Here is a 21,363-nt window from a genome sequence, read left to right as displayed (position 1 = left end):
CATTCCGGCTATGAATTTACAAGTCAAAAGCCCGCAGCCCTTTGTCTATCTAGTCAGACAGAATGCCATATTATTCCTGTGACATTTTTGCAACATATTCAGCAATTTTGACAGCAAGCAAATGTGAAACAAGTTGCTAGAATCATTTTTGATAAAGCCCATTATTTTAAACACTTAGTCTTTAGGGAGAGAGACATGAACGCCTTGTCCATCAGGCAACGTTTATCGTTGATCATCGTGATTGCCCTGCTGTCTTTGGTTTCAGTCACCACCATCTCGCTGATCATCAAGCGAGATAACATGCTCGAAGAGCGAAAAAATCAGATTCAGGTATTGGTAGAAACTGCCGAGAGTCTGGTTACCCGCCTATACCAAAAGTCCCAGACTGGAGAGATTTCGGTTGAAGAAGCACAGCAACGGGCGATCACAGCCATGGATGCGATGCGCTACGGCACCAATGGTTATTTCATGATTTATGACATGAAGTCCACCATGGTGCACCACCCTATTGCGAGCAACCTGATTGGTAAAGATCTCGCCGACCTTCAAGATGTTAACGGTGTTTACATCATCGCGGAACAAGTGAAAAAAGCCAGAAATGGCGGTGGGTTCGTAACCTATCACTGGAAGAAAGCCGGGGCCGACGAAACACCTTACCCAAAAATTGCTTACTCTCTGCCGTTCAAACCTTGGGGATGGGTGCTCAACACTGGATTGTATGTGGATGATGTTGATGCCATTTTCTTCGAAGATGTGCGCAAGATGCTGCTGATCGTGGCGGCGGTGGCTTTGGTATTAGCGGGCATTTCATTCACGATTGCCCGAAGCATCACCACACCTTTGAGTACGTTGCAGCGCCAGTTCCAGAATGCTGAGAGAAACCTGGATCTCACCGTGCGCTCACGCCTGAAAGGCAAAAACGAAATCACGGATCTTGGCCGTGCATTCAACAACCTGATGAATGCGTTTGAAGAAACGCTGACAGGGATTGCGCAAGGTGCCAACCAACTCAACAGCGAAGTGACCAAACTGGAAACCTTGTCCAATCACATCGTTGGTGCGTCTACTCAGCAATCAGAAGATACTGGGAGCATCGCGGCCTTGGTGGAAGAATTTGCCGCCAGCATCAATACCATTTCCCATGATGCTGACAAGATGAAGTCACTGTCGAATGAGAATGGTGCTCAGGCTCAGCAAGGCGCCAATACCATGCAGTTGACCATCAGCAATATGGATCAGATGTCTGAGAAATCTCAGCGTTCAAGTTCAGCAGTGGCAGAACTCGACCAGCACTCGAAAGAGATTGAAGGCATTATCAGCGTGATTAACGATGTCGCTGAACAAACCAACCTTCTTGCCTTGAATGCCGCGATTGAAGCAGCACGCGCTGGCGATCAGGGGCGTGGGTTTGCTGTTGTGGCCGATGAAGTGCGTAACCTTGCGGTTCGTACCTCTGATTCCACCAAACAAATTGCTTCAACGATTCAAGAGCTCAGAAGCGGCATTGAAACCACTGTCAGTCATATTGAAGACAGTGTCTCTGTGGTCAGCGATAATATGTCGCAAACTCACTCGGCAGAACAATCTGTACGCGAAATGCATCAGAAATCCATGGATCTCATCAATATCATTGAAGAGGTCTCACGCTCATTGCATGAACAAACCATCGCAAATCAGGAGTTAGCGCGCCGTATTCAGGGCATTGCCGATATGGCCGCCAACAACCATGAATCAGCGGCCGACGTTCAGGGCTCAGCCCGTGAAGTCAATGATTTGGTAGGCAAGTTCAGAAGCTCAGTGAGTCGTTTCAAGGTATCCAGCGCCATCTAACCATGTAAGCCCTTTTCTCCCTGCCCGCCCACTGCCGGGCAAGAGAACGAACAAAGCCCCATTACGGGGCTTTGTTCGTTTTTTCCTTAGGTGTTTTTAACTATACCCAAACGCCCTGAAAATGCAGGATTCAGGTTTTTTAGGTATGAAACATTCTCTCAGTCTCTAAAGCTGCACATATCACCACAATCATTGGCGATACCATGAACCAAAATTAATAACCCCGTCGAATATGACCAAAAAATCTTTTGGTGTTACAGGGGGATAATAATCTGTCAGGAGTCTATTCAGTGCTCGCTATGCAAAGAATGTCGGCGTTGAAGATATTCGCAATGAGCTTTCGTGAAGCGGTTTTGGCCCTTCTTCCTTACATGTTTCTTCGTTCACTTTGGATTGTCTTCTATATCATCAATCAGGACATTGGGATATTGGATATAGATACCGCGGACACCCTGTCGAAAATGTTCGATCTGAGTTTCCCGCCGCTTCTCGCCATGTCTTTAGCTTCGCATTTGGCGCTTGGCTTTTCTTATGAGCGGGTCCACGCCACCATTCTCACTGTCCTGTTGTTTTTTAAGTTCTCTGGATTTGTTCAATTGGGCGAAGCCGGGTTGGAACTGACAGACAAATTTGTTTTACCGCAGGCAATCGCAATTCCCATCTTTGTCTGCGTTATGTATGTGCTGCTGAACAAGTACCTGAGAATCACCATTGATCCCAAAGGGATTTTAAACCGCTCGCTGACACGGAATGTCGACGCCACACTGCCATATATCATCGTCTATATTGTGGCGGTGTTCCTGGTACCAAAACTGCATTTGGTCTCTTTTACACCTTTTGTCGAATGGGTTGCCAGTCTCCCCATGCAGCTACAAGCCTTCTCTTACACCGTGTTTATCCACCTTTTCTGGATTACCGGTATCCACGGTGCGGCAGCCTACTACACCTTTTTCGATACGCAGTTCGTTTCGGATATATATGTTTCCAATATCCCTTTCGCTAACTTTTTCGATTTGTTCGTGGTCTATGGCGGCGCTGGCAGTACATGGTCACTTATTCTGGCGTTGTTGCTGTTTTCTAAAAGCTCGCATGGCCGTGCGGTGGCGAAAATTTCCATTCCATTTGCAGTTCTGAATATCAATGAAATCCTGCTTTTTGGTTTACCGGTGATTTATAACCCTGCCCTTGCCATTCCTTTTGTGCTTGTCCCTTTGGTCAATCATGTACTGGCCTACACTTTTCTCTCGTTCATACCAGTAGAAATCCTTAGCGAGCCCATTTCCTGGGTCACACCCATATTTATGAATGCCTGGCTAAAAACAGGTGGGGATGTGATTGCTGTTTTACTACAGATCGCTCTAATCACTCTGGGAGTCGCCATTTACCGCCCCTTTATCAAACATTTTGAAGACAAGAGTAATGAAGGGGTGAGAGACGCATTAATCCGGAAGTTGCGCCTTAACTCAAATGTACTCTCGTCTTCTGATGTACTGCTAAACGAAGCGCAACTCAACTTTGACAAAAAACTCGATAAAGTTAATGCCCACATGAAACAACTGATTGAGGGGGAATTGGTCTTGTTCTATCAACCTCAATACAACCTGAAAACGGGTCAATTGATCGGTATGGAAGCCTTACTTCGGCTGAAAAAAGGTGACCGTTTTTATGGACCTTCATTTTTGGAAGACTTCAACGATGCTGGATTAAGCCTACCTATCGACCGCTGGGTGCTTGATCAACTCAGTTTCGACTTACAAGACTGGCAGGAAAGAGGAATGTTGACACACAAAGTCAGCATGAACATGACAGTAGATGCACTTTTAGACCAGGACTATATCAACTTATTCATTACACATTTGAAAGGCTTGCCCGTCGTGGTTGAGCTGACTGAGTCCAGCTATATTCAGAACCAAAGCAAAGCACAGAACGTCATTAACCGATTAAGAAAAGAAGGGTTCAGCGTGGCCATTGACGACTTTGGTTCGGGTTATTCCAGCCTCTCAATGCTGGCGAACCTCAATGCCGATTTCGTTAAGTTGGACCGCCAATTTCTGGAAAATACTTCGAGCGAATCGGGGCAAGTGCTTTACCGTCACATCAGTCAGGCATTGGAGGAAATGCACTATACGGTCATTGCAGAAGGCGTCGAAAACGATACAGAAATTTCCCTGGTGTCAGAATGCAATATCGATATTGCTCAAGGGTATTATTATCATCAGGCACTGAGTAAGACGGATATTGAGCAGGTAATGAAGGGCAGCAAGTTAGCGAGCAACTAATTACTGCTCGATTTCCCGCTACCTGTAGCCAAAGGTTTGCCACACATCACTTTCTTGTCTGCCAAGTCCAGCATGGGCAGGTCTTCATCCGTGTCGCCGTAAGCAAAAACCATGCTGTAACTGGAAAGATCAACTGCATCTTTCACAGCGATAGCCTTGTTTTCGCAGCTACAATCTCCCTTCACGTATCGGCCTGTGAACCTACCATTTTTAACTTCCATGGTGCTGCAAAGCAGCTTGATACCTTGTTTCTGGCAAAAGTGCTGAAGGTAGATATTCAGCGTGGCAGACACCAAATAAACGTCGTCACTGTTGGCCTTATGCTCAGCGAGCATTTCCATCGAATCAGGCCTTAATACGGTTGTCAGATACTCGTCAGCAAAGCGCTTGGCAATCAGATCAACGTCTGCTTCCCGGCGATGCCAAAACGCAACGTATGCAAGTACTGGGCGTGTTTTTCTGGCAGGAAGAAGGCCAAGCTTGTATAGCAAAATAACTGGCCAAACCAACGCAAAACCTATCGCGAGCCGACGTTTTGGGGTCGCGTAGAAAAGAAACGCGGTGAAGGTATCTTCCGTGGTGATGGTGCCATCAAAATCAAAAAGCGCTAAGTTCATCGGTTAAAATGGCAGCCCCAACAGCTTTACGTCGCCTGATGGCCAGACTTTGTTCAGGCTTTTCGCCATGGTTTTTCCAGCCAATATCCACCCATTTTCCGGGTTATGCATGAGGACATTTGTCGTCGTTTCATAGCCGCTGGAGCTGTAAATCTCTGCTTCCCCAAACAACAACGCAAAATCATCTCCTGCGGCCAATCTATGCTGGTGCACTTCTTTGAGTATCTGCTTGACCAGCCCCTGGCCACGAAATGCCGGATTGACACAAACTTCCGCAATACCCGCAATGAAATACTCAATTCCATCAATAGACACCTGTTTTTCGTGGACGGCAATATGCGCAGCGAGTTCATCCCCTTCCCAAGCCATATATCGGTGTTGAGGCATTTCTTTGTAGTAACGGTGTTGGGCAAAATGCTCTGAATCATTATTGTTTAGAAAACTCTTGCTGAGTAATGCTCGAATTTTCGCATCAATGGATGCATTAACCTCAGAGTCAGGGAGATATTGAATGCGCATAATACACCTTTAAGCATGTCTGATGCAGGTTACTCTATCTTATTGATTTTGCGGTTTCTACGTTGCAGGAGGGTTGAAACAAGATTGACTTGTAAGAACCCGTAAATAAGTTGAGTCGAAAGAATAAGGGGAAAGACCCAAGTAGGGAGATCAGTATCGACAAACGAAACAAGTACGGACGGCAAGCCAAGTAAAAGCAAACTGACAGCAACAATTGTTGTTAATCCGTAATCAAACAGGTTCCAGTCTGATTTGAACCCCAAACCTAACACCACACCCAGCGCCAGATACCAGAGAAAAATGACGGTAATAAAGTGCACCAAACTCAAGAGAAGACGTTTTGAAAGTGACAAGCAATTCACCACTCACGCCAGTTTTCAGTGATGTCTTCTTCTACACTGTGCCCTGCCTGAGCGACAACATAGAATATCAGCTCACAAATACCTTCACGCTGATCGGTTTCTATCAGGCATTCACCGCATTGTTTGTTCAAGTCGTTCAATGCCAGAACCAAAGCTTTCACTTGCACATCCACCCAAGATCTATCCGCTTTTTTGCCTGACAACATCACGTTACCGGCAAAGGTATTGAGCAGTTCACCGCAGTATTCGACCTGTGACAGCTGATACGGAGGATTGTCATCATTTGCAATGAACTCCGCCATCCAATAAAGGATGCTTTCGCGCATCGATTCGACTTCCTTATCCAAGGCCTAATATTCCTTTTATTGCAGTGTCTGGTAATTAGTATGCCCCGGGAAGAAAAGAAGGAATGTTTAGTCATCAAGACTGGAAGGTAGAAATCCAGCGGGTACATTTGTCCCGCTGGTTGAGTTTTTCTAGGAAGCTTTGTCGAGCTTATTGCTTTCCACTTTATTGCCTTCTACCCAACATCCTTCAAACTGGCGTTGGTGGAAATGACAGGGTAAACCTTCATTAGGTTGTGTCCATGGAGACTCTTCCAGTGCCTGTCTCATGTCGTTATAGCCGCATTCGCGGCGTAAGCGGATAGAACGGCGGGAGAACTCCGCATCGCTGAGTGGAATGTGCCCCTGCAGCGGATCGAAAGTGATGTGTACGATATCTATCTTATTGCCGACTTTCAGTGTCGTCACATCCGGTACTTGCGCGCTGCCTACCAGTTCTGGGGAGGTTTTCAGCACATGGTCGAGATTGCGTTTGGCAATCAAAGCTTCTACGTGCTCGCTGGTACGGCTGGCATATTGAATTTCCTTCTCGCGCCACAGCACTTCACTCATGGTTTTCGGCAACTCTCCATTCGCGTTCCAAAGGTCGACCATGAAAATCAGCAGTTCATCATCGCCCGCCAGATCCAAAATGCCATTCACTGGTGTGTTCGAAACTACACCGCCATCCCAGAAGTATTCTTCCCCAATCTGAGTGGCAGGGAAGCCTGGAGGCAAGGAGCCGCTTGCCACCGCGTGGGCCGGTTCAATTTCGTCTGTTTTGCTGTCAAAGAACACCAGTTCGCCATCTGTCACACGGGTCGCACCGACGGTTAAACGGGTTTTGTTTTGATTGATCAGCTCAAAGTCAGCGAGTTCAGCCAAGGTTTTGAAAAGCGGTGAAGTATCGTAGAAACTGGTTGCCGCTTCACCCGGAGGGGCGAGCCAAGGATTAATCGGGCGCGGTGTAAAGAAATCTGGCTGACCAAACATCAGTGCTGAAGAAGCACTAATGGTGTTGAATGCCATTGCCAGTGACGTTGGAATATTTGCATCGGTATCTGGACGCGAGATGCGTTCCCAAAAAGCTTCCAGTTTGCCTAATCTGTCTTCGGGCTTATTCCCCGCCAACACCGCTGAATTCAACGCGCCAATAGAAATACCTGCAAACCAGTCTGGCTCAAACCCCGCTTCTTTCATCGCTTCATAAGCACCAATATGATACGCCCCTAGAGCGCCGCCACCTTGCAGCACCAAACAAACTTTAGGCTTCTTGTTGCGTCTTGTTGTTGCCATGTCCCTGTCTCCTGTGATTTGAATTGACTTCTTTATAGACCAGTAAATTGGGCATTGGCATGACGTTTTTTATTTGTTCAGGGACAAGCACGGAGCGGTCACAGTTTGTGTTTAATGCTTACACCCAGACAATCTGAAGATGCAGGATTCAACAAGCCGCTTCGATTGTAAGTTCACAAACTTTTCGGTGAATTGTTCGCTGATGCAGAAAATAGACATAGGCATTTGCCCCACCTGCTAATTTGTAGAAATAATGACCAAACAATCATTAGCCACGAGAGAAGCTGGTATGGAAGACGTATTTTCAAGAAAAGATGATTCATTGTATTCCAATCCCTATTCGTTTCTTCGCCTGCCCATGGTTAAAGATCCAAGAGATACCGCCGCCGATGTGGTGGTTTTGGGTATGCCGTATGACATGGCAACAACCGGACGTTCAGGCACGCGTTTAGGGCCTGATGCCATCAGGCGAGCGTCGGTGAATCTCGCGTGGGAAGGGTTTCGCTACCCTTGGCCGTTCGATCTTCGTGAGCGATGCAATATCGTTGATGCCGGAGATTTAATTTTTACCTGTGGTGACAGCGAAGATTTCCTCAATATGGCAACCAGTGCAGCGAATGACATTCTCACCACAGGCAAAGCCATGCTAACTCTGGGCGGAGATCATTTCGTCACCCTTCCTCTGCTTCGCGCACATCACGCCAAGCATGGTGAAATGGCGCTCATTCATTTCGATGCCCATACCGATACATACAGCCAAGGCAGCAAGTACGACCATGGCACCATGTTCTATCACGCGCCCAAAGAGGGGCTGATTGACCCATCAGCTTCAGTACAAATTGGGATCCGGACAGATTACGACAGAGACCACCATGCGTTTAACGTGATTTGTGCGGAAGCCGCCAATGACATGACGCCGGATGAAATCGCCAATCATGTCAAAGCTTTGGTAGGCGGAAAGCCCGCGTACATTACTTTTGATATCGATTGCCTTGATCCCGCCTTTGCCCCCGGCACAGGCACGCCGGTGATAGGTGGAATAACCTCCGATAAAGCATTGAGGATCTTGCGTGGATTGCGCGGTATCAATCTGGTTGGGATGGATGTAGTGGAAGTCAGCCCGCCTTTCGACAATACCGAAATTACAGCGTTAGCCGGGGCGACGATCGCAACTGAGTTGCTCCACCTTTGGGCTTCAAAGTAACCTCGCAGAAGCTTGGGGAATCAGCCAGCATTCCGTTCCTGGCTGACTTCCTGCTCGATGGGATGCGCTTCAATAAAGTGTTCGACATCATGTCGGTATGACTTGTAGAACAGGTTAGGCGCATGCCCACACCCCAGGTAGTAATTTACGGCCATTTCCGGCTGAACTTCCCGCATTTTTTTCACAATGCCTTTGGTGAGCACGTCTGAGTGCAAACCGTGCATCAGCATTAACGGCAAATTCAGGTTCCCAAAATGTCGCCAGAGATTCATCGGCGGAGAGTTGGGATCGTACTGCGCAAGAATGTCCGGGTCGTAGTGCGTAGTGTAGTCGCCATTTTCCAGCCTGCGAACAGAAGCCGAAATCATGGTGTGCCATTGTTCGCAAGTGTGGGGACCAAATGGTTGATATAGCGTTTGGAGATATTGATTGATTTCGTTATACCGACGGAAAGCAATAGGCTCTTGCACATAGTTAACGATTCTTTCCAGCGCTTCTTTCGGTACTTCCGGGCCAATATCGTTAAGCACCAATGTGGTAATCCGAGCACCGAAATCAGGGCTGGACGCGATCAACATGCCAATCAAACCGCCCATACTTGTACCAACCCAATGCACTTTATCGCAACAATAGAAGTCCATCAGTTTCACAGCCATATCAATGTAGTTGGCGTAGCTGTATTCGGTTTTCGGATTATCCGCCCACTGAGAAAGCCCTCGTCCAAGGGTATCAGGTGCAAGCACCCGGTAGCCTTTTGCAGCCAGCTCATCCCCGAGTTCAACGAAATCGATGCTGTTGCGTGCCAAGCCATGCCAGCAAATCACTGTCTCCCCGCCTTCAGGGTTCCATGCACGAACGTGGATTTCGCGTCCGTTGATAATTGGATACTGATGCAGCATTTCAGACATGGTTTGGCTCTCCCTCCGTGTTCCCCTTCGCGTACATCACCATCTATTGGTTTGGATTTCACAGGGGGTAAGACTAATTATTTGACCGATTTCACATTTCCTCAACTCTACTGTGAAAAAAAGTCTGTTTCTCTTTAATCGAGATCCGATACCATCGCCGTTAACGATGTTAAAACCGCATGAACCTCTATGAAAAAAGTGCTGGTCAGCGCCTGTCTAATGGGCCAGAAAGTCCGTTACGACGGCAATGATCTTCTCCAAGAATCTGAAGCATTTCAGCGATTAACTCAGCAGGCGGAAGTGATCACATTCTGTCCTGAAGTCGCAGGTGGCCTTCCTACCCCGCGCCCGCCGGCTGAAATCGATGTTGCCGATGGCGATGCGGTGATTGCCGGTACGGGAAAAGTCATTTCCGTCCAGCAGTTAGATGTGACAGACGCCTTTATCTCCGGTGCCCGTCAAACCCTCGCACTTTGTCAGCAACATGGCATTAAGATCGCCGTGTTAACCGAATCCAGTCCTTCCTGCGGCAGTTCCCTTGTCTATAGCGGCGAGTTTGCTGGCAACAAAATTCCCGGTCATGGTGTGACCACCGCATTACTCAGACAGCACGGCATTAAAGTGTTCAGCCAGTTTTCGATTGAAGACGCTTTGGCTGAACTATAATTATGAAAGCGCTTTCAGTGAAATCGGTGACTCATAATTGAGCACTTCAGTATCAAAAGTGTTAATTACTGAACATTTGTGAGCAATGCAAAGCCTTTCTATTTGGCAATGCGTCGCATTTCGTGGCAAAACTTACCCTATTTGAAAAAATAGCTGCGCCAAATGAATAAAGTTGCGAACTCGACTGACCCTAGATTTATGACGAAGATTCGCTTCCATTAGTCATCACTTAAGAAAGCACTTTCATAGCAATGGAAGGCAATAAAATCACGGCGTGCAACATCAAGTAAATGAAAGGAAGAGCTCGTTGATTACCATTAAAGAAGTGGCAGAGCTGGCGAATGTTTCCCAGTCCACCGTGTCACGGGCATTGAATGGTCACAAGTCGGTGAAGGAAAAAAACCGCGTGAAAGTATTCGATGCCATCGAGAAACTCGGCTATCAGCCTAATGCCTTTGCTCAGGCATTGGCTTCGAACAAGTCGCACAGTATCGGGATGCTGGTAGGTACCTTTGATGGCCCCTACTTTGGCCCCTTGATGCACCATGTTGAAAAAGTCGTTCGTCAGAAGAATTATCACCTCATCATCACCAGTGGCCACGAAAACTATGATGAAGAGCAGGAGTCTATCTGCTTTCTGAATGCGAAAAAGATCGACGGTTTGGTGCTGACTTCAGACATGATGAGCGACGCTGATATTCTGCAGATTGTGGAAAAAACACCAGCAACCATGCTGATGAACCGCTACATCCCTGAAATCTCAGATCAATGTATCTGCATGGACAACGAATGGGGTGGCTATATTGCCACCGAGCATCTGATTAAAAACGGACATCGCCGCATTGGTTGTGTCACCGGTCAGCTCAGCAAGATAGACAGCCGCGAGCGCCTTCAGGGTTATCGCAATGCGCTGGAAAAATATGGCATCGAATACGACCAGAACTTGGTGGTTGAAGGACGATTTGACCACGATGGCAATGACAAAGCAGTTCGCCGTCTGATGGATCGCGACAGCAGTATTACCGGCATTTTCTGTTTGAACGACAGTATCGCACTGGCCGCTTATGGTGTTTGTCATGACCGTGGCATGAAGGTAGGCGAAGACATCTCCATTGTTGGATTCGATAACCACACCTACAGTCAATACATGACGCCAAGCCTCACCACAATCCATTTCCCCTTGGAAGACATGGCGTGTCAGGCTGCCCGTGGTGTTTTGAACATGCTGGAAGGCAAGCCTCTCTCTAACATCAACACCCGTTTGTTCCCTACTCTGATGGAACGCGGCTCAGTGAAAACCCTCTCCACGGCTGAGGTCACTACGGCTTAACAACCGTTGGTACATCAAACCACAGATAAAAAAACAGCCGCATGATGCGGCTGTTTTTGTTTTCGCGATTGTGATTACCCGGCAGGGTTCAGTTTGCCACGCGGTACATCAACAATGATTTGTGCGATTTCACCGGTACGGCTAAATAGCTTCTTACAAACAGATTCCGGCATCTTGTTATCTTCGATGGACAGCACATCACCAGAGGTCAGCGTCACCACGATCTTAGTATTTCCGCTGTCGTTCAAGCGGTAAACAAACGGTACCTGACAGTAAGTAAACGCCAGTTCACCTGCATTCAGCGCAATACTTCTCTGCCCACCTTGCATGTCCACATACGGGAACTCTGCTTCTTTGCTTGAGAACTCGCGTTCAAACAGCAGTGACGGAGAAATGGTGATCGCACCATTTTCCACCAGCACACCGAGTTCACCAAATCGGGTGATGATTTCTTCTTTCACCTGACCTGTCATACCAGGCTGTTGCGCGCCAGCATGCTTTGGTGTGTGTGAGTATGGGTCAACCGGGAATGCGCCGTAATCCGTTGGTGTTTTGTTGAAACCAATCCCTTCACGCACACGGTAGTAGTAATCCGCCAGTTTGCGGGTTTCCGCGCTGTGCGGGTTTTCTTTCCAGCTCGCGAAGTAAACTTCCTGAACCGCCAGCAGCAGCTTGGACACCATGTGCCAGTAGATACAACCCAGGCCTTCATAACCAAACATGGTGCCAGAACGACCGGTGAACTCACGGTGGTTAAACACAGACTCGTACAGTGCCAGCACGTTTTCGTATTGCTCGTCCGACATTTGCGGGTAGTCTGCGCGAACTGAATCCAGCGTTGCTTTTAAGGCACCTGCATTTTCAAACGTAGCGTTGAAGTGGAATACGCCATCAAGGTCTGCGTACACCACTCGCTTGTCGCCACGTTTGTTCATATCACGCAGCAGATCGTTCTTGCGAACCGCTTCCGCTTCGATGCAGTTACGACGGCTGAATCCTGCCAGTTCGCGATCCGGATACAGCATGAAGGATTTCTGGTCTTCACGGTACATCTCACTGTTGAACAGGTTGTCCAGCAGAGATACAGCTTGAGCGCTGCTCAGTGCGCCAGAACTCAGGGCTGCGACCTGACCTTCCAACATTGGGTACAGCGGCAGGGAATCCAATGACTCGCTGTTGTACTGAACCACGTTGTAGGCATTGAACAAACCATCTTCGCGCAAGTTACGCTGAGTACTGCTGTGCAGCAGATCCAAACTGGTGTTCAACAGCGCTTCAATGTCGTGCTTGTTAACCAATGTTTTACCGCTGAAGCCTTGCTGTTGGTAAACCTGATGACGGAAGCGGCTCGCCGCATCCACCAACTCGGTCAGCAACTTGTGTTTGGTCTGGCGAGTGATCGTTTTCTTCTTCACATCAAGCAGCGTTTTGCTCAGGATTTCGCTGGTCTCTTTCAACCAGGTTGCTACTTCATTAGAAATGCGCACTTTTTCCGGTGCTTGTGCAAACAGTGCTTGCATGAACTCAACATAACGACGCATGTAGTACAGCGTTACCATCGACAGACCATTACCTACAATCGCATTATTGGCGTCATTCCACTCTGGACGCTGCGTATTGAGCCAAATACCCCCATCGACGACCCAGTTACCCAGTTTCGACAACAACGGCACCAGCAGCTTCTCAGAGAGGTTGACGAGGTACACTTCTTTGTCTGAATCCAATAGCAGACGACCATCGCTACCGATCATCTCGCTCAGCTTTTCTGTCTTCTCGTGCAGCTCGGTATCAAACGTCACTGTGTCCTTCGGGTTCGAGAACAGCGTGCGTGTGTCTCCGATGCGATATGGCACGTTGGCATAGCTGTAGATTTCACGGGACAGGTTTGCTGTCAGCTGTGCTGGTTCAAAACGTTCAGACCATTCCAGGAACTTCAGCAGGTAGATGATCTGGTGGTCGCCCCAGTAACCGATGTTGCTCCATGGGTCTTCCGGCTCCAGCACTTCCCAGTCGATACCGTCTTTAGTGATGCGGTAAGGGTTGTAACCATCAATCGTTGAGGCATTCACGAATTTTGCGATGAACGAGCGCAGGTAACCCGGATAGCTCAGCGCCAATGCTTCCCAGTTCTGGAAAATATCACGCCAGTTACCCTGATACGCCAGCAGAGGATTGCCTTCCTTGTCTTTCACTTTGATGTCGTAGTGGTTCCAAGGACGGCTTGGGTCACCGTGACGACGACCAAACGTCAATGGCAGGTACTCGTAGCAAAGACGCAGCAACTGAATGTCATCCGCCTGCTCTGCGCGTTTTACCAGCTCTTCATGGGTAAATGTTGCAGGCAGTGCGTCATAAAACGCCTTGTTACGCAGTACCACTTTCTTGTTCGTATTTTCTGCGGTTTGCAACACGTCGTCTTTACGCAGGGTATAGCCTTGCTCAAACACACCGCCACGCATGCTGTTGAACAGCACGTTCGCGTAGTGGTGATTACTGGTGGCCTCTTCTTCCGAGAACTGCCACCCATCGACTGCTGAAATGAGAGAAACCAGCTCTTCGTGGTTTTTCGCACAATCTTGCTCTACCTTTTCTCGCAGTGATTGCTGGTCTTTTTGCTCGTTACGCAAAACAACCACACCTGCGTGATCTTTTTCGATGTCGATAACAAACAGCCAATCGTTAGTTTCGTTCGCTGCCAGATCGATCATTTTGTGGATGAAGTACGCACCACGAACACCGCGTGTCAGCGTTTCGCTTTCAATCACGTCACCACGACGGAAAGCCGGGACTTGCTGGCTGCTGAGCAGCACTTCAACGTCATCGTTGTCAATGCAGAAAACCGTATTTGCAGTTAGCGCTTCTGCAGGGTCTGCACGGTCACTGAGCTTTGCATACATGGTGTAGAGCGCCAGTGTGGTATCTTGAACGCGCTCATTCCATTTGTAGGCATCCACCAACGCACTGCTCTTTTGCAGTGCCACCATTGGCGCACCATTTGGCAGGATGTTCTGTACACCGTCCAGGATTTCAATCTTGCGCGAAGTCCCTGAGAAGTCACTCAGTTCAGCACGGCGCACAAAACCATAGGTGTTGCCACTCTGCCAGGTATATTTGAAGGTCAAGCGCAGTGTTGGGTTAATCTCTTCAAACACCACTTTGTCACCCGTAATATTCTTATAAAGATTACGGATAACGCGGTACTTACCATTGTGCTGTGGATTGAAAGGTTCCCATGTCACGACATCACCCACCTCATCTTCAAGGCGGATGAAGGTTTTCGGGCCGGTGTTTTCAGCATTCTCATGGATCATATCCACTGAGCGGTACGGAAACAGGGCGTTTTCAGGGTTGCCACGGCCTGCTGACAAGCATCCGGTCGACGACGCAAACAACCAGTGATCATTGGCAGACACCACACTCATAAAGAATGCAGGCATTTGATCCACATTCTCGATGCGATAAAAACGTTCGCCATTTACGTCTACGAATTGCCCCTTAACAGGGGTACTTGCCAGTTTAAAACAATGTTCCATATTTCTTGGTTCCTAAAAAGAAAGCGCTTTCTTTTTGATTTCAAAATTTCCCGGTGGGTTTTTCAACCATCACCGGGAGGTCGATAAAAAGTTTACGCTTAGTTAGGGCCTTATAGCCTTAGAGGTGGTGACACCTCGCGTAATGTCCTGGTTTGACTTCCGTCGCTTCAGGCATGGATTGTGTGCACGCTTCCGTCGCAATTGGGCAACGCGAAGCGAACGGACATCCGACACTACTGGGTTTCCACAGCGGTATCTCGCCCTTTTTAACCGATAGATCGCGGCGTCCTGCACGTCCCACTTCCGGCACGGCTGACAGCAGCAATTTCGAGTAAGGGTGCTGGGGTGTCTGCGTCACGCTGTCGCTATCGCCCCACTCCACCATATGACCGACATACATGACGGCCGTTTTTTCTGCAAAATACCGCGCGGTGGCAATATCATGCGTTATGTACATAAAGGCGATCCCGTGTTGCTCTTTGAGATCAGCCATTAAGTTCAGAATGCCCAGACGTACTGAAACGTCCAGCATAGAAATAGGTTCATCGGCCAGAATCACTTCCGGGTCGACAGCAATGGCTCTTGCGATCGCCACACGCTGACGCTGGCCGCCACTCAACTCGTGCGGGAATTTCTCTGCGGTTTCTACCACCGGAGACAAGCCCACCAGTTCGAGCAATTCGTACACTTTCTCCGTCACATTTTGCTTGGTCGCACGCTTGTGGATCAAGAGCGGACGCGCAATGTGATGATGAATATTGTGTACCGGATTCAAGGAGCCAAACGGATCCTGGAAAATCATCTGCACTTGTCGCGCATATTCCAGTTCACCGTTTTCCTTGATGTATTCCGCCAGCGGCTTGCCCTTGAACATAACCGAGCCGCCGGTGTTTTCATAAATACGGGTCAGGATCCGAGCACCGGTACTTTTACCCGAGCCAGACTCTCCCACAATCGCTAACGCTTCCCCTTTCTTCAACTCAAAGGAAACGTCGTTTACCGCACGCATCAAATTGGACTTGGAATGCCCGATGCGAAAATCCATCACCAGGTTTTTAATTTCAAGAAGGTTCTCTTTGCTTTCCATTTTAAGCTCCTTCATTAAACCAGATGACACGCGACCTGATGCTCAGGCGCGATAAGTTTTAACTGCGGATCCTGCTCAGTGCAGGGCGCAAAACACTTGCTGCAACGTTCCTGAAAATTACACCCTTGTGGTGTATTCAACAGGTTCACCGGATTACCCGGAATCCCGTACAAACGCTCTTTCGGACCATGAATGGTTGGAAACGAAGAGAGCAACCCTTGTGTGTAAGGATGCTGCGGCGCTCCGAACACGGTTTGCGCATCGCCCAGTTCAATCATGTTGCCCGCATACATCACGCCGATACGGTCAGCAATTTCGCCCATCAGACTCAAGTCATGGCTGATGAACAGAATGGAAAAACCGAACTTTGCTTTAAGATCATAAAGCTCGTTCAGGATTTCCCTTTCAACGACAACATCCAATGCCGTCGTTGGCTCATCCATGATGATGAGCTTTGGTTCCAACGCCAGCGCCACTGCAATCACCACGCGCTGTCGCATACCGCCACTCAACTGGTGCGGAAACGCTGACAGACGATCCGGGTGAATCCCTACAACTTGCAGCAGCTCTGCCGCTTTTTCTGTCGCCTGTTTCAACGACACTTTTTTGTGCGCCAGAATCACATCTGTCAGCTGTTCACCAATGGTGATCACAGGGTTGAGAGAGTTCATCGCACTTTGAAAAACCACTGACACTTCATTCCAACGGAATGTGCGCAGCTGTTTATCATTCATCTTCAGCACGTCTTCGCCTTTGTAGAGGATTTCACCCTCTGAGATCAGCGCAGGCGCTTTATGAAGACGCGATATCGCAAACGCCAATGTGCTCTTTCCGCAGCCAGATTCGCCAGCAATACCCAGCGTTTCACCTTCGGCAATGCTCACACTGACATTGTTCACTGCTCGTGCCACGCCATTAGGCGACACGTAATCCACACAGAGGTTGTTAATTTCGAGCAAGTTTGCCATTACAACCCCCTTTTCTCGTCTGCCGCTTTTTTCAGTTTGCGCCAGAGCTTCATGTGTGGACCAGTTTTGAGTTTCGGATTACTGACCTGATCAATCGACATATTGATCAGCGCCAGTGCGCCACCGGTGATAGCCAGTGCCAAAGCCGGCACCATCATTTCCCACCAAGCGCCCGTGTAGAGTGCCGACGACGTTTGAGCCCAATAGAGCATGGAGCCCCAGCTCACTTCTGTCGCGTCACCCAGGCCTAAAAAACCCAACCCTGCTTCGGAGCCCATAGCGTAGATGACGGCACCCAAGAATCCGCCGAACACAATGGAAACAAGGTTGGGTAAAATCTCGACCAAAATAATACGCAGTTTCGATTCACCCATGACTTCTGCAGCCAGAATGAATTCTTTGTTGCGAATTGCCATGGTTTGCGCGCGAATCACGCGTGCGCCCCAAGGCCAGGAGGTCACCCCAAGTAAAATCGTTATCACCAATGAGCCCACTTGCCCCAGAAACGCCGCCAGGACGATCAATAAGGGGAGCTGTGGAAACACCAAGAACACATTGGTTAAAAAATTCAGTCTTTCATCAATTTTGCCGCCAAAGTAGCCAGCAGACACACCCACTGCCACCGCAATGCCCATCGCAATCAAGCCAGCAAACAGCGAAACAGTCAGCGTTTTACGCGCGCCATAAAGCACTTGGCTGTAAACATCACGCCCGCTTCGCGTCGTGCCCATCAAGTGCTTCTCACTCGGCGGCTGGTGTGGACGTGCAACACGTTTTTCCGCTGAATATGGTGCCAACACGTTGGCAAATATCGCCCCGACCAACACCATGGTCAGCAGCAAGGTGCCAAGAATTGCTGGCGGGTTGCCATAGAAAAAGGCGTAAATACTTTTGCCAGCACGCTTTATCGCTCCGCCTTTGTTTGGCATTTTCACTGGTTTGTTCTGGCTCGATTCCATCGTCTTATCCATGTGCCCGCTCCTTAATTCGCAATGCGCGGGTCAAGCCAGACATACAGCAAGTCGGCGATGAAATTCGCGGTGAGCACAGCGGTCACCAATATCAACAAGATGGCCTGAATTAGCGGATAATCCCGCGCCACAATGCCTTTCAATAAAATGTTGCCCAGCCCCTGATAGTTGAACACCACTTCGGTCATGATCGAACCAGCAAAGGAAAAACCAATCGCCATCGCGACTGCAGTCGCCACAGGCAATATCGCGTTACGCCCAGCGTAGCGGTACATCACACGGGTACTGCTCAAACCCTTGGCTTCCGCCATGGTCACGTAGTCTTCACCAAGCACATTAATCATGGCGTTACGCATGTTGAACACCCATGCAGCAATACCAACAACCACCATTGAACCGACCGGCAAGATCGCGTGTTTCAGCACGCTGCCGATAAATTCAAGATTGAACCCCGGATCCAGCGACGGGTCGTAGGTGTAAGCAATCGGCAGCAAATCCCATTTAATCCCGAACAGGTAAAACAGGAACAAGGCAGTCACCACGTAAGGGAAGTTACTGAGAAACGCCAATACAGGCGGTACCACTTGCCCGACAAAACCCGTGCGGCGGTAAGAGGCATAAGTGCCAATCGACACACCAATAATCAACGCCACGATCAGAGAGCCAAGCGCGAGGAACAAAGTCCAAGGCAGTGCATTACCAATCACTTCCGATACGCTGATGGGGAACATCAATACTGACGGTCCCAAATCCAGCGTGAACACGCTTTTGATGTACGCCAGATACTGCTCAAAGACGTTGCCATCAAGGAAGCCGTACATTTCACGCACAGCATCCATTTGTGCTGGATCCATTTTCCCTTGCGCCGCAGCAAACAAAGCTTCAACAGGGTCACCAGGCATTAAACGTGGCAACATAAAGTTGAACGTTATCGCGATAAGAAACGCGCAAAAATAGAATATGAATCGCCGAAATAAAAATGCCATCGATTCGCTCCTCAACAGTCCATGAATTCAGCGTATTCGCTTATTTCAGGTGCAGGTTATTGAGGATGATGACGCGCTTACCGCCGTCGTACCAAACTGGCTGAACGTAAGGGTTTTCCTTTGTTGGCCAGCCATCGATTTTCTTGGTGCTGTACTGGAACCAGGTTGGGTTCGAGAACAACGGAATAAATGGCATGTTTTCGGCAGTAAAGACCTGCAGCTTGTCCAAAATCGCTTTTTGTTCTTCCGGCGAACCGGTCTGACCGAAGCTGTCGATCAGCGCATCAATTTCTGGGTCGTTAACACCGTGTCCCGCGTGCCAGCTGTTACCCACGCGCGAAGAAGAGAAGTATTCCTGGTATGCGATGATGGGGTTAGTCGCCACCATTGACCAGTTAATTGCGACGTCATAGTTGCTTTGCTTGAGGTTGCTGTCATAGACCGCCCAATCCACCGTTTTGACGTTCGATTTGATACCGATTTCGTCATAGAACTCGGTGACCATCTGAACCACCTGGATCCAATCAGTCCAGCCATTAACCACCTCGATGTTGAACTCCAGCTTGGAGCCGTCCGGGTTGTCACGGTAGCCGTCCCCATCGACGTCTTTCACACCGGCTTCATCAAGCAGTGCTTTGGCTTTGTCCTGGTTGAATTCGGTCAGAGAAGCATATTGCGCGGAGATGTCTTTATTGATGTTTTGCGCATACAGCTCACCGATACCACCTGCGTTGAAGTTAGCCGTCGGGTAACCGTAAGCTGCGATATCAACAATCAGGTCACGATCCAAAGCCATCGAGAGCGCCTGGCGCACTTTCAGATCGTTGAAAGGCACTTTTTTAGTGTTCAGGTAAAGGTGAATCGCATCGTTCGCTGGATACCAGAAATGGTTGTTGTCTGGGTCACGCTTCACGAACGTGGTTTCAATGTCTGCGATAAAGTTAGAACCCCAGTCCACTTCCCCTTTCATCAGCGCAGGTTGCACCTGAGAGTTATCGTTGTATGAACGGAAGTTCACACAATCCAGATAAGGGCGGCCTTCAAGGTAGTAGTTCGGGTTACGGCAAAGCTCCATCTGCTGCGACTTGAGGAACTTCACTTCTGTCATTGGACCTGTACCGATTGGATTCGGATTAGTGAAGGTGGTGGCGTTTTCCGCTTTTGACCACACCTTCTCAGGCAGAATGTGGTATTTCTCGAGATTCCAGAGGAAGGTGGAATCTGGGTTTGCCAAAGTAAATACCACAGTGCGGTCATCGCTGGCTTCAACAGATTGGAGATTACCACCTGACCAGATGCCTTTTGAATCAAATGCCGGGTTGTCTTTGGCAAGCACGAAGCTGAATACAACATCTTCTGCGCTCAGTGGTGAGCCGTCTGACCATTTCAGACCTTCGCGCATTTTCACTGTGATGGTTTTCAAGTCGTCTGAATAGTCTGCAGATTCTGCAAGGCGGAAATCTGTCTCGCCAGTCATGTTGTTGAACACCATCAGCGGCTCAAACATGATGCCGTGGAAAACATCTTTTGTTGTGTAAGGGTTATAGTTTTCGACAAAACCAGTGGTAATGATCGGTACATTAAGCGTTCCGCCCTGCTTAATGTCAGCGGCCTGAACACCCGCAGTCAGTAACGCACTGCAAACGAGAGAAGCGATGATATTCTTGTTGTGCATCTTGCCGTCCTTTTGTCGTTTTATAATCCGTTTCAATCACTGGAACTGCCCTTACTGCCATTCCAATGAAAACTTATCTAAATCTTTAATTTTTATGAGTGTAGCCAACTACTTTCCGTACGCTTTCTTGTTTAAACCCAAAAGAAAGCGCTTTCTTTGCGATAGATATTAGAAAATCCATCGTTCTCAACAAGCCGTTGTTTACCTTTTTGTAACAATGATCACAAATCCTCACTCATGGAATTATCATGAATATCATAAATGAGACCGGTTGCATCGTTGCAGAATGATGTGTGGTGGTGCTAGCAGGATTTTTGGCAAATAAGACGAGGTCGTTCCTAGCCATGAAACGCTGGAAGCAGCCAACGTTAACTAAAGTAGGAGAACGCTAACCGTTACAGAGGTTCACATGCGTTCATTTTCAACACAGTTCGCCCAAGGCATTGAGAGTGCTTCTAAGCCAGGCTTTTTGTCTAGCAGTCTGACGCGAAAGCGTAGTCCCATTCTTTCCGATTCCCACAACCGCCTTAACACGCGAAGTGACCTTCTCTCAACCCCGACAAAAAGCCTTGGAGACAAGGTAAATACCTCAACATCCACGGAAGAAACAGACGGGTTGATAGATCAAGCATCCGGCGCTTCAACCGCGCCAACAACCACTTCCGCTCCAATAGCGCCCATAACGACGCCAGCAGCACCTGGGGTCGCATCCTCTGGCGTACGAGTCACTTTTCCTCGACACATCAGGCCCAGCACGTCTCCAACAAGTATGCCTGATAGAATCCCACCTCGCGTTGACACGCCGATAC

Annotated in this window: 17 protein-coding genes; 5 read left to right on the top strand and 12 right to left on the bottom strand. The window is 48.6% G+C overall.

The features are described from left to right. Positions 1-195 precede the first annotated feature (195 nt). Together D515_RS20360 and D515_RS20355 are read left to right on the top strand one after the other, a co-directional pair. Positions 196-1,830: a methyl-accepting chemotaxis protein gene (locus D515_RS20360; protein ID WP_002541207.1), complete on the top strand. Its 1,635-nt coding sequence runs from the start codon at positions 196-198 to the stop codon at positions 1,828-1,830. A gap of 332 nt (positions 1,831-2,162) precedes the next feature. Beyond that, positions 2,163-4,109, top strand: a complete 1,947-nt coding sequence (locus D515_RS20355; RefSeq protein WP_239644003.1) for an EAL domain-containing protein — start codon at positions 2,163-2,165, stop codon at positions 4,107-4,109. Here the strand turns inward: D515_RS20355 and D515_RS20350 are convergent. The 5 genes from D515_RS20350 to D515_RS20330 form a co-directional block, all read right to left on the bottom strand. Further along, positions 4,106-4,726, bottom strand: a complete 621-nt coding sequence (locus D515_RS20350; RefSeq protein WP_002541205.1) for an HAD family hydrolase — start codon at positions 4,724-4,726, stop codon at positions 4,106-4,108. The genes D515_RS20355 and D515_RS20350 overlap by 4 nt on opposite strands. 3 nt (positions 4,727-4,729) lie before the next feature. Further along, positions 4,730-5,245: a GNAT family N-acetyltransferase gene (locus tag D515_RS20345; protein WP_002541204.1), complete on the bottom strand. Its 516-nt coding sequence runs from the start codon at positions 5,243-5,245 to the stop codon at positions 4,730-4,732. Positions 5,246-5,274: 29 nt separating this feature from the next. Next, the gene (locus D515_RS20340) at positions 5,275-5,598 is read right to left on the bottom strand and encodes a hypothetical protein (protein ID WP_152442407.1); all 324 of its coding nucleotides are present in this window, start codon (positions 5,596-5,598) and stop codon (positions 5,275-5,277) included. Positions 5,599-5,603: 5 nt separating this feature from the next. Then, the gene (locus D515_RS26035) at positions 5,604-5,933 is read right to left on the bottom strand and encodes a hypothetical protein (protein ID WP_002541202.1); all 330 of its coding nucleotides are present in this window, start codon (positions 5,931-5,933) and stop codon (positions 5,604-5,606) included. 150 nt (positions 5,934-6,083) lie between these two features. Continuing rightward, a complete protein-coding gene (locus D515_RS20330; protein WP_002541201.1) occupies positions 6,084-7,226 on the bottom strand; it encodes a patatin-like phospholipase family protein in 1,143 nt (380 codons plus the stop codon). A 289-nt stretch (positions 7,227-7,515) separates the two neighbouring features. Between D515_RS20330 and speB the strand changes: the two genes are divergently transcribed. After that, positions 7,516-8,430, top strand: coding sequence for an agmatinase (speB, locus tag D515_RS20325; protein ID WP_002541199.1), 915 nt, complete (start codon positions 7,516-7,518; stop codon positions 8,428-8,430). Positions 8,431-8,450: 20 nt separating this feature from the next. Here the strand turns inward: speB and D515_RS20320 are convergent, their stop codons facing one another. Beyond that, the gene (locus D515_RS20320; protein ID WP_002541198.1) at positions 8,451-9,338 is read right to left on the bottom strand and encodes an alpha/beta fold hydrolase; all 888 of its coding nucleotides are present in this window, start codon (positions 9,336-9,338) and stop codon (positions 8,451-8,453) included. Positions 9,339-9,527: 189 nt separating this feature from the next. Between D515_RS20320 and D515_RS20315 the strand changes: the two genes are divergently transcribed. Together D515_RS20315 and D515_RS20310 are read left to right on the top strand one after the other, a co-directional pair. Then, positions 9,528-10,004 carry a 2-thiouracil desulfurase family protein gene (locus D515_RS20315; protein ID WP_002541197.1) on the top strand — a complete coding sequence of 159 codons (477 nt, stop codon included), beginning with the start codon at positions 9,528-9,530 and terminating at the stop codon, positions 10,002-10,004. Between the two features lie 307 nt (positions 10,005-10,311). Continuing rightward, the gene (locus tag D515_RS20310) at positions 10,312-11,334 is read left to right on the top strand and encodes a LacI family DNA-binding transcriptional regulator (RefSeq protein ID WP_002541195.1); all 1,023 of its coding nucleotides are present in this window, start codon (positions 10,312-10,314) and stop codon (positions 11,332-11,334) included. Positions 11,335-11,408: 74 nt separating this feature from the next. Here the strand turns inward: D515_RS20310 and D515_RS20305 are convergent, their stop codons facing one another. The 6 genes from D515_RS20305 to D515_RS20280 all read right to left on the bottom strand — a co-directional run bounded on the left by D515_RS20305 (position 11,409) and on the right by D515_RS20280 (position 20,554). After that, positions 11,409-14,867 (bottom strand): hypothetical protein, encoded by a 3,459-nt coding sequence (locus D515_RS20305; protein WP_002541194.1) that lies wholly within the window; start codon positions 14,865-14,867, stop codon positions 11,409-11,411. Positions 14,868-14,985: 118 nt separating this feature from the next. Continuing rightward, positions 14,986-15,954, bottom strand: coding sequence for an ABC transporter ATP-binding protein (locus D515_RS20300; RefSeq protein WP_039850396.1), 969 nt, complete (start codon positions 15,952-15,954; stop codon positions 14,986-14,988). 14 nt (positions 15,955-15,968) lie between these two features. After that, positions 15,969-16,922 carry an ABC transporter ATP-binding protein gene (locus tag D515_RS20295; RefSeq protein WP_002541193.1) on the bottom strand — a complete coding sequence of 318 codons (954 nt, stop codon included), beginning with the start codon at positions 16,920-16,922 and terminating at the stop codon, positions 15,969-15,971. Beyond that, positions 16,922-17,851: an ABC transporter permease gene (locus D515_RS20290; protein WP_420835379.1), complete on the bottom strand. Its 930-nt coding sequence runs from the start codon at positions 17,849-17,851 to the stop codon at positions 16,922-16,924. Before D515_RS20290 ends, D515_RS20295 begins: the two co-directional genes overlap by 1 nt. A gap of 53 nt (positions 17,852-17,904) precedes the next feature. Next, complete coding sequence (locus D515_RS20285) at positions 17,905-18,879, bottom strand: ABC transporter permease (protein WP_039850395.1); 975 nt, start codon at positions 18,877-18,879, stop codon at positions 17,905-17,907. Between the two features lie 40 nt (positions 18,880-18,919). Beyond that, on the bottom strand, positions 18,920-20,554 hold the full coding sequence (locus D515_RS20280) for an ABC transporter substrate-binding protein (RefSeq protein WP_002541191.1): 1,635 nt from the start codon (positions 20,552-20,554) through the stop codon (positions 18,920-18,922). Positions 20,555-21,363: the final 809 nt, after the last annotated feature.

Origin of the sequence: Grimontia indica (genome assembly GCF_000333895.2) — a bacterium.
Classification (GTDB): Bacteria; Pseudomonadota; Gammaproteobacteria; order Enterobacterales; family Vibrionaceae; genus Enterovibrio; species Enterovibrio indicus.
Note: the sequence above shows the minus strand (reverse complement) of the source record. Positions and strands in the feature narration are given on the sequence as shown.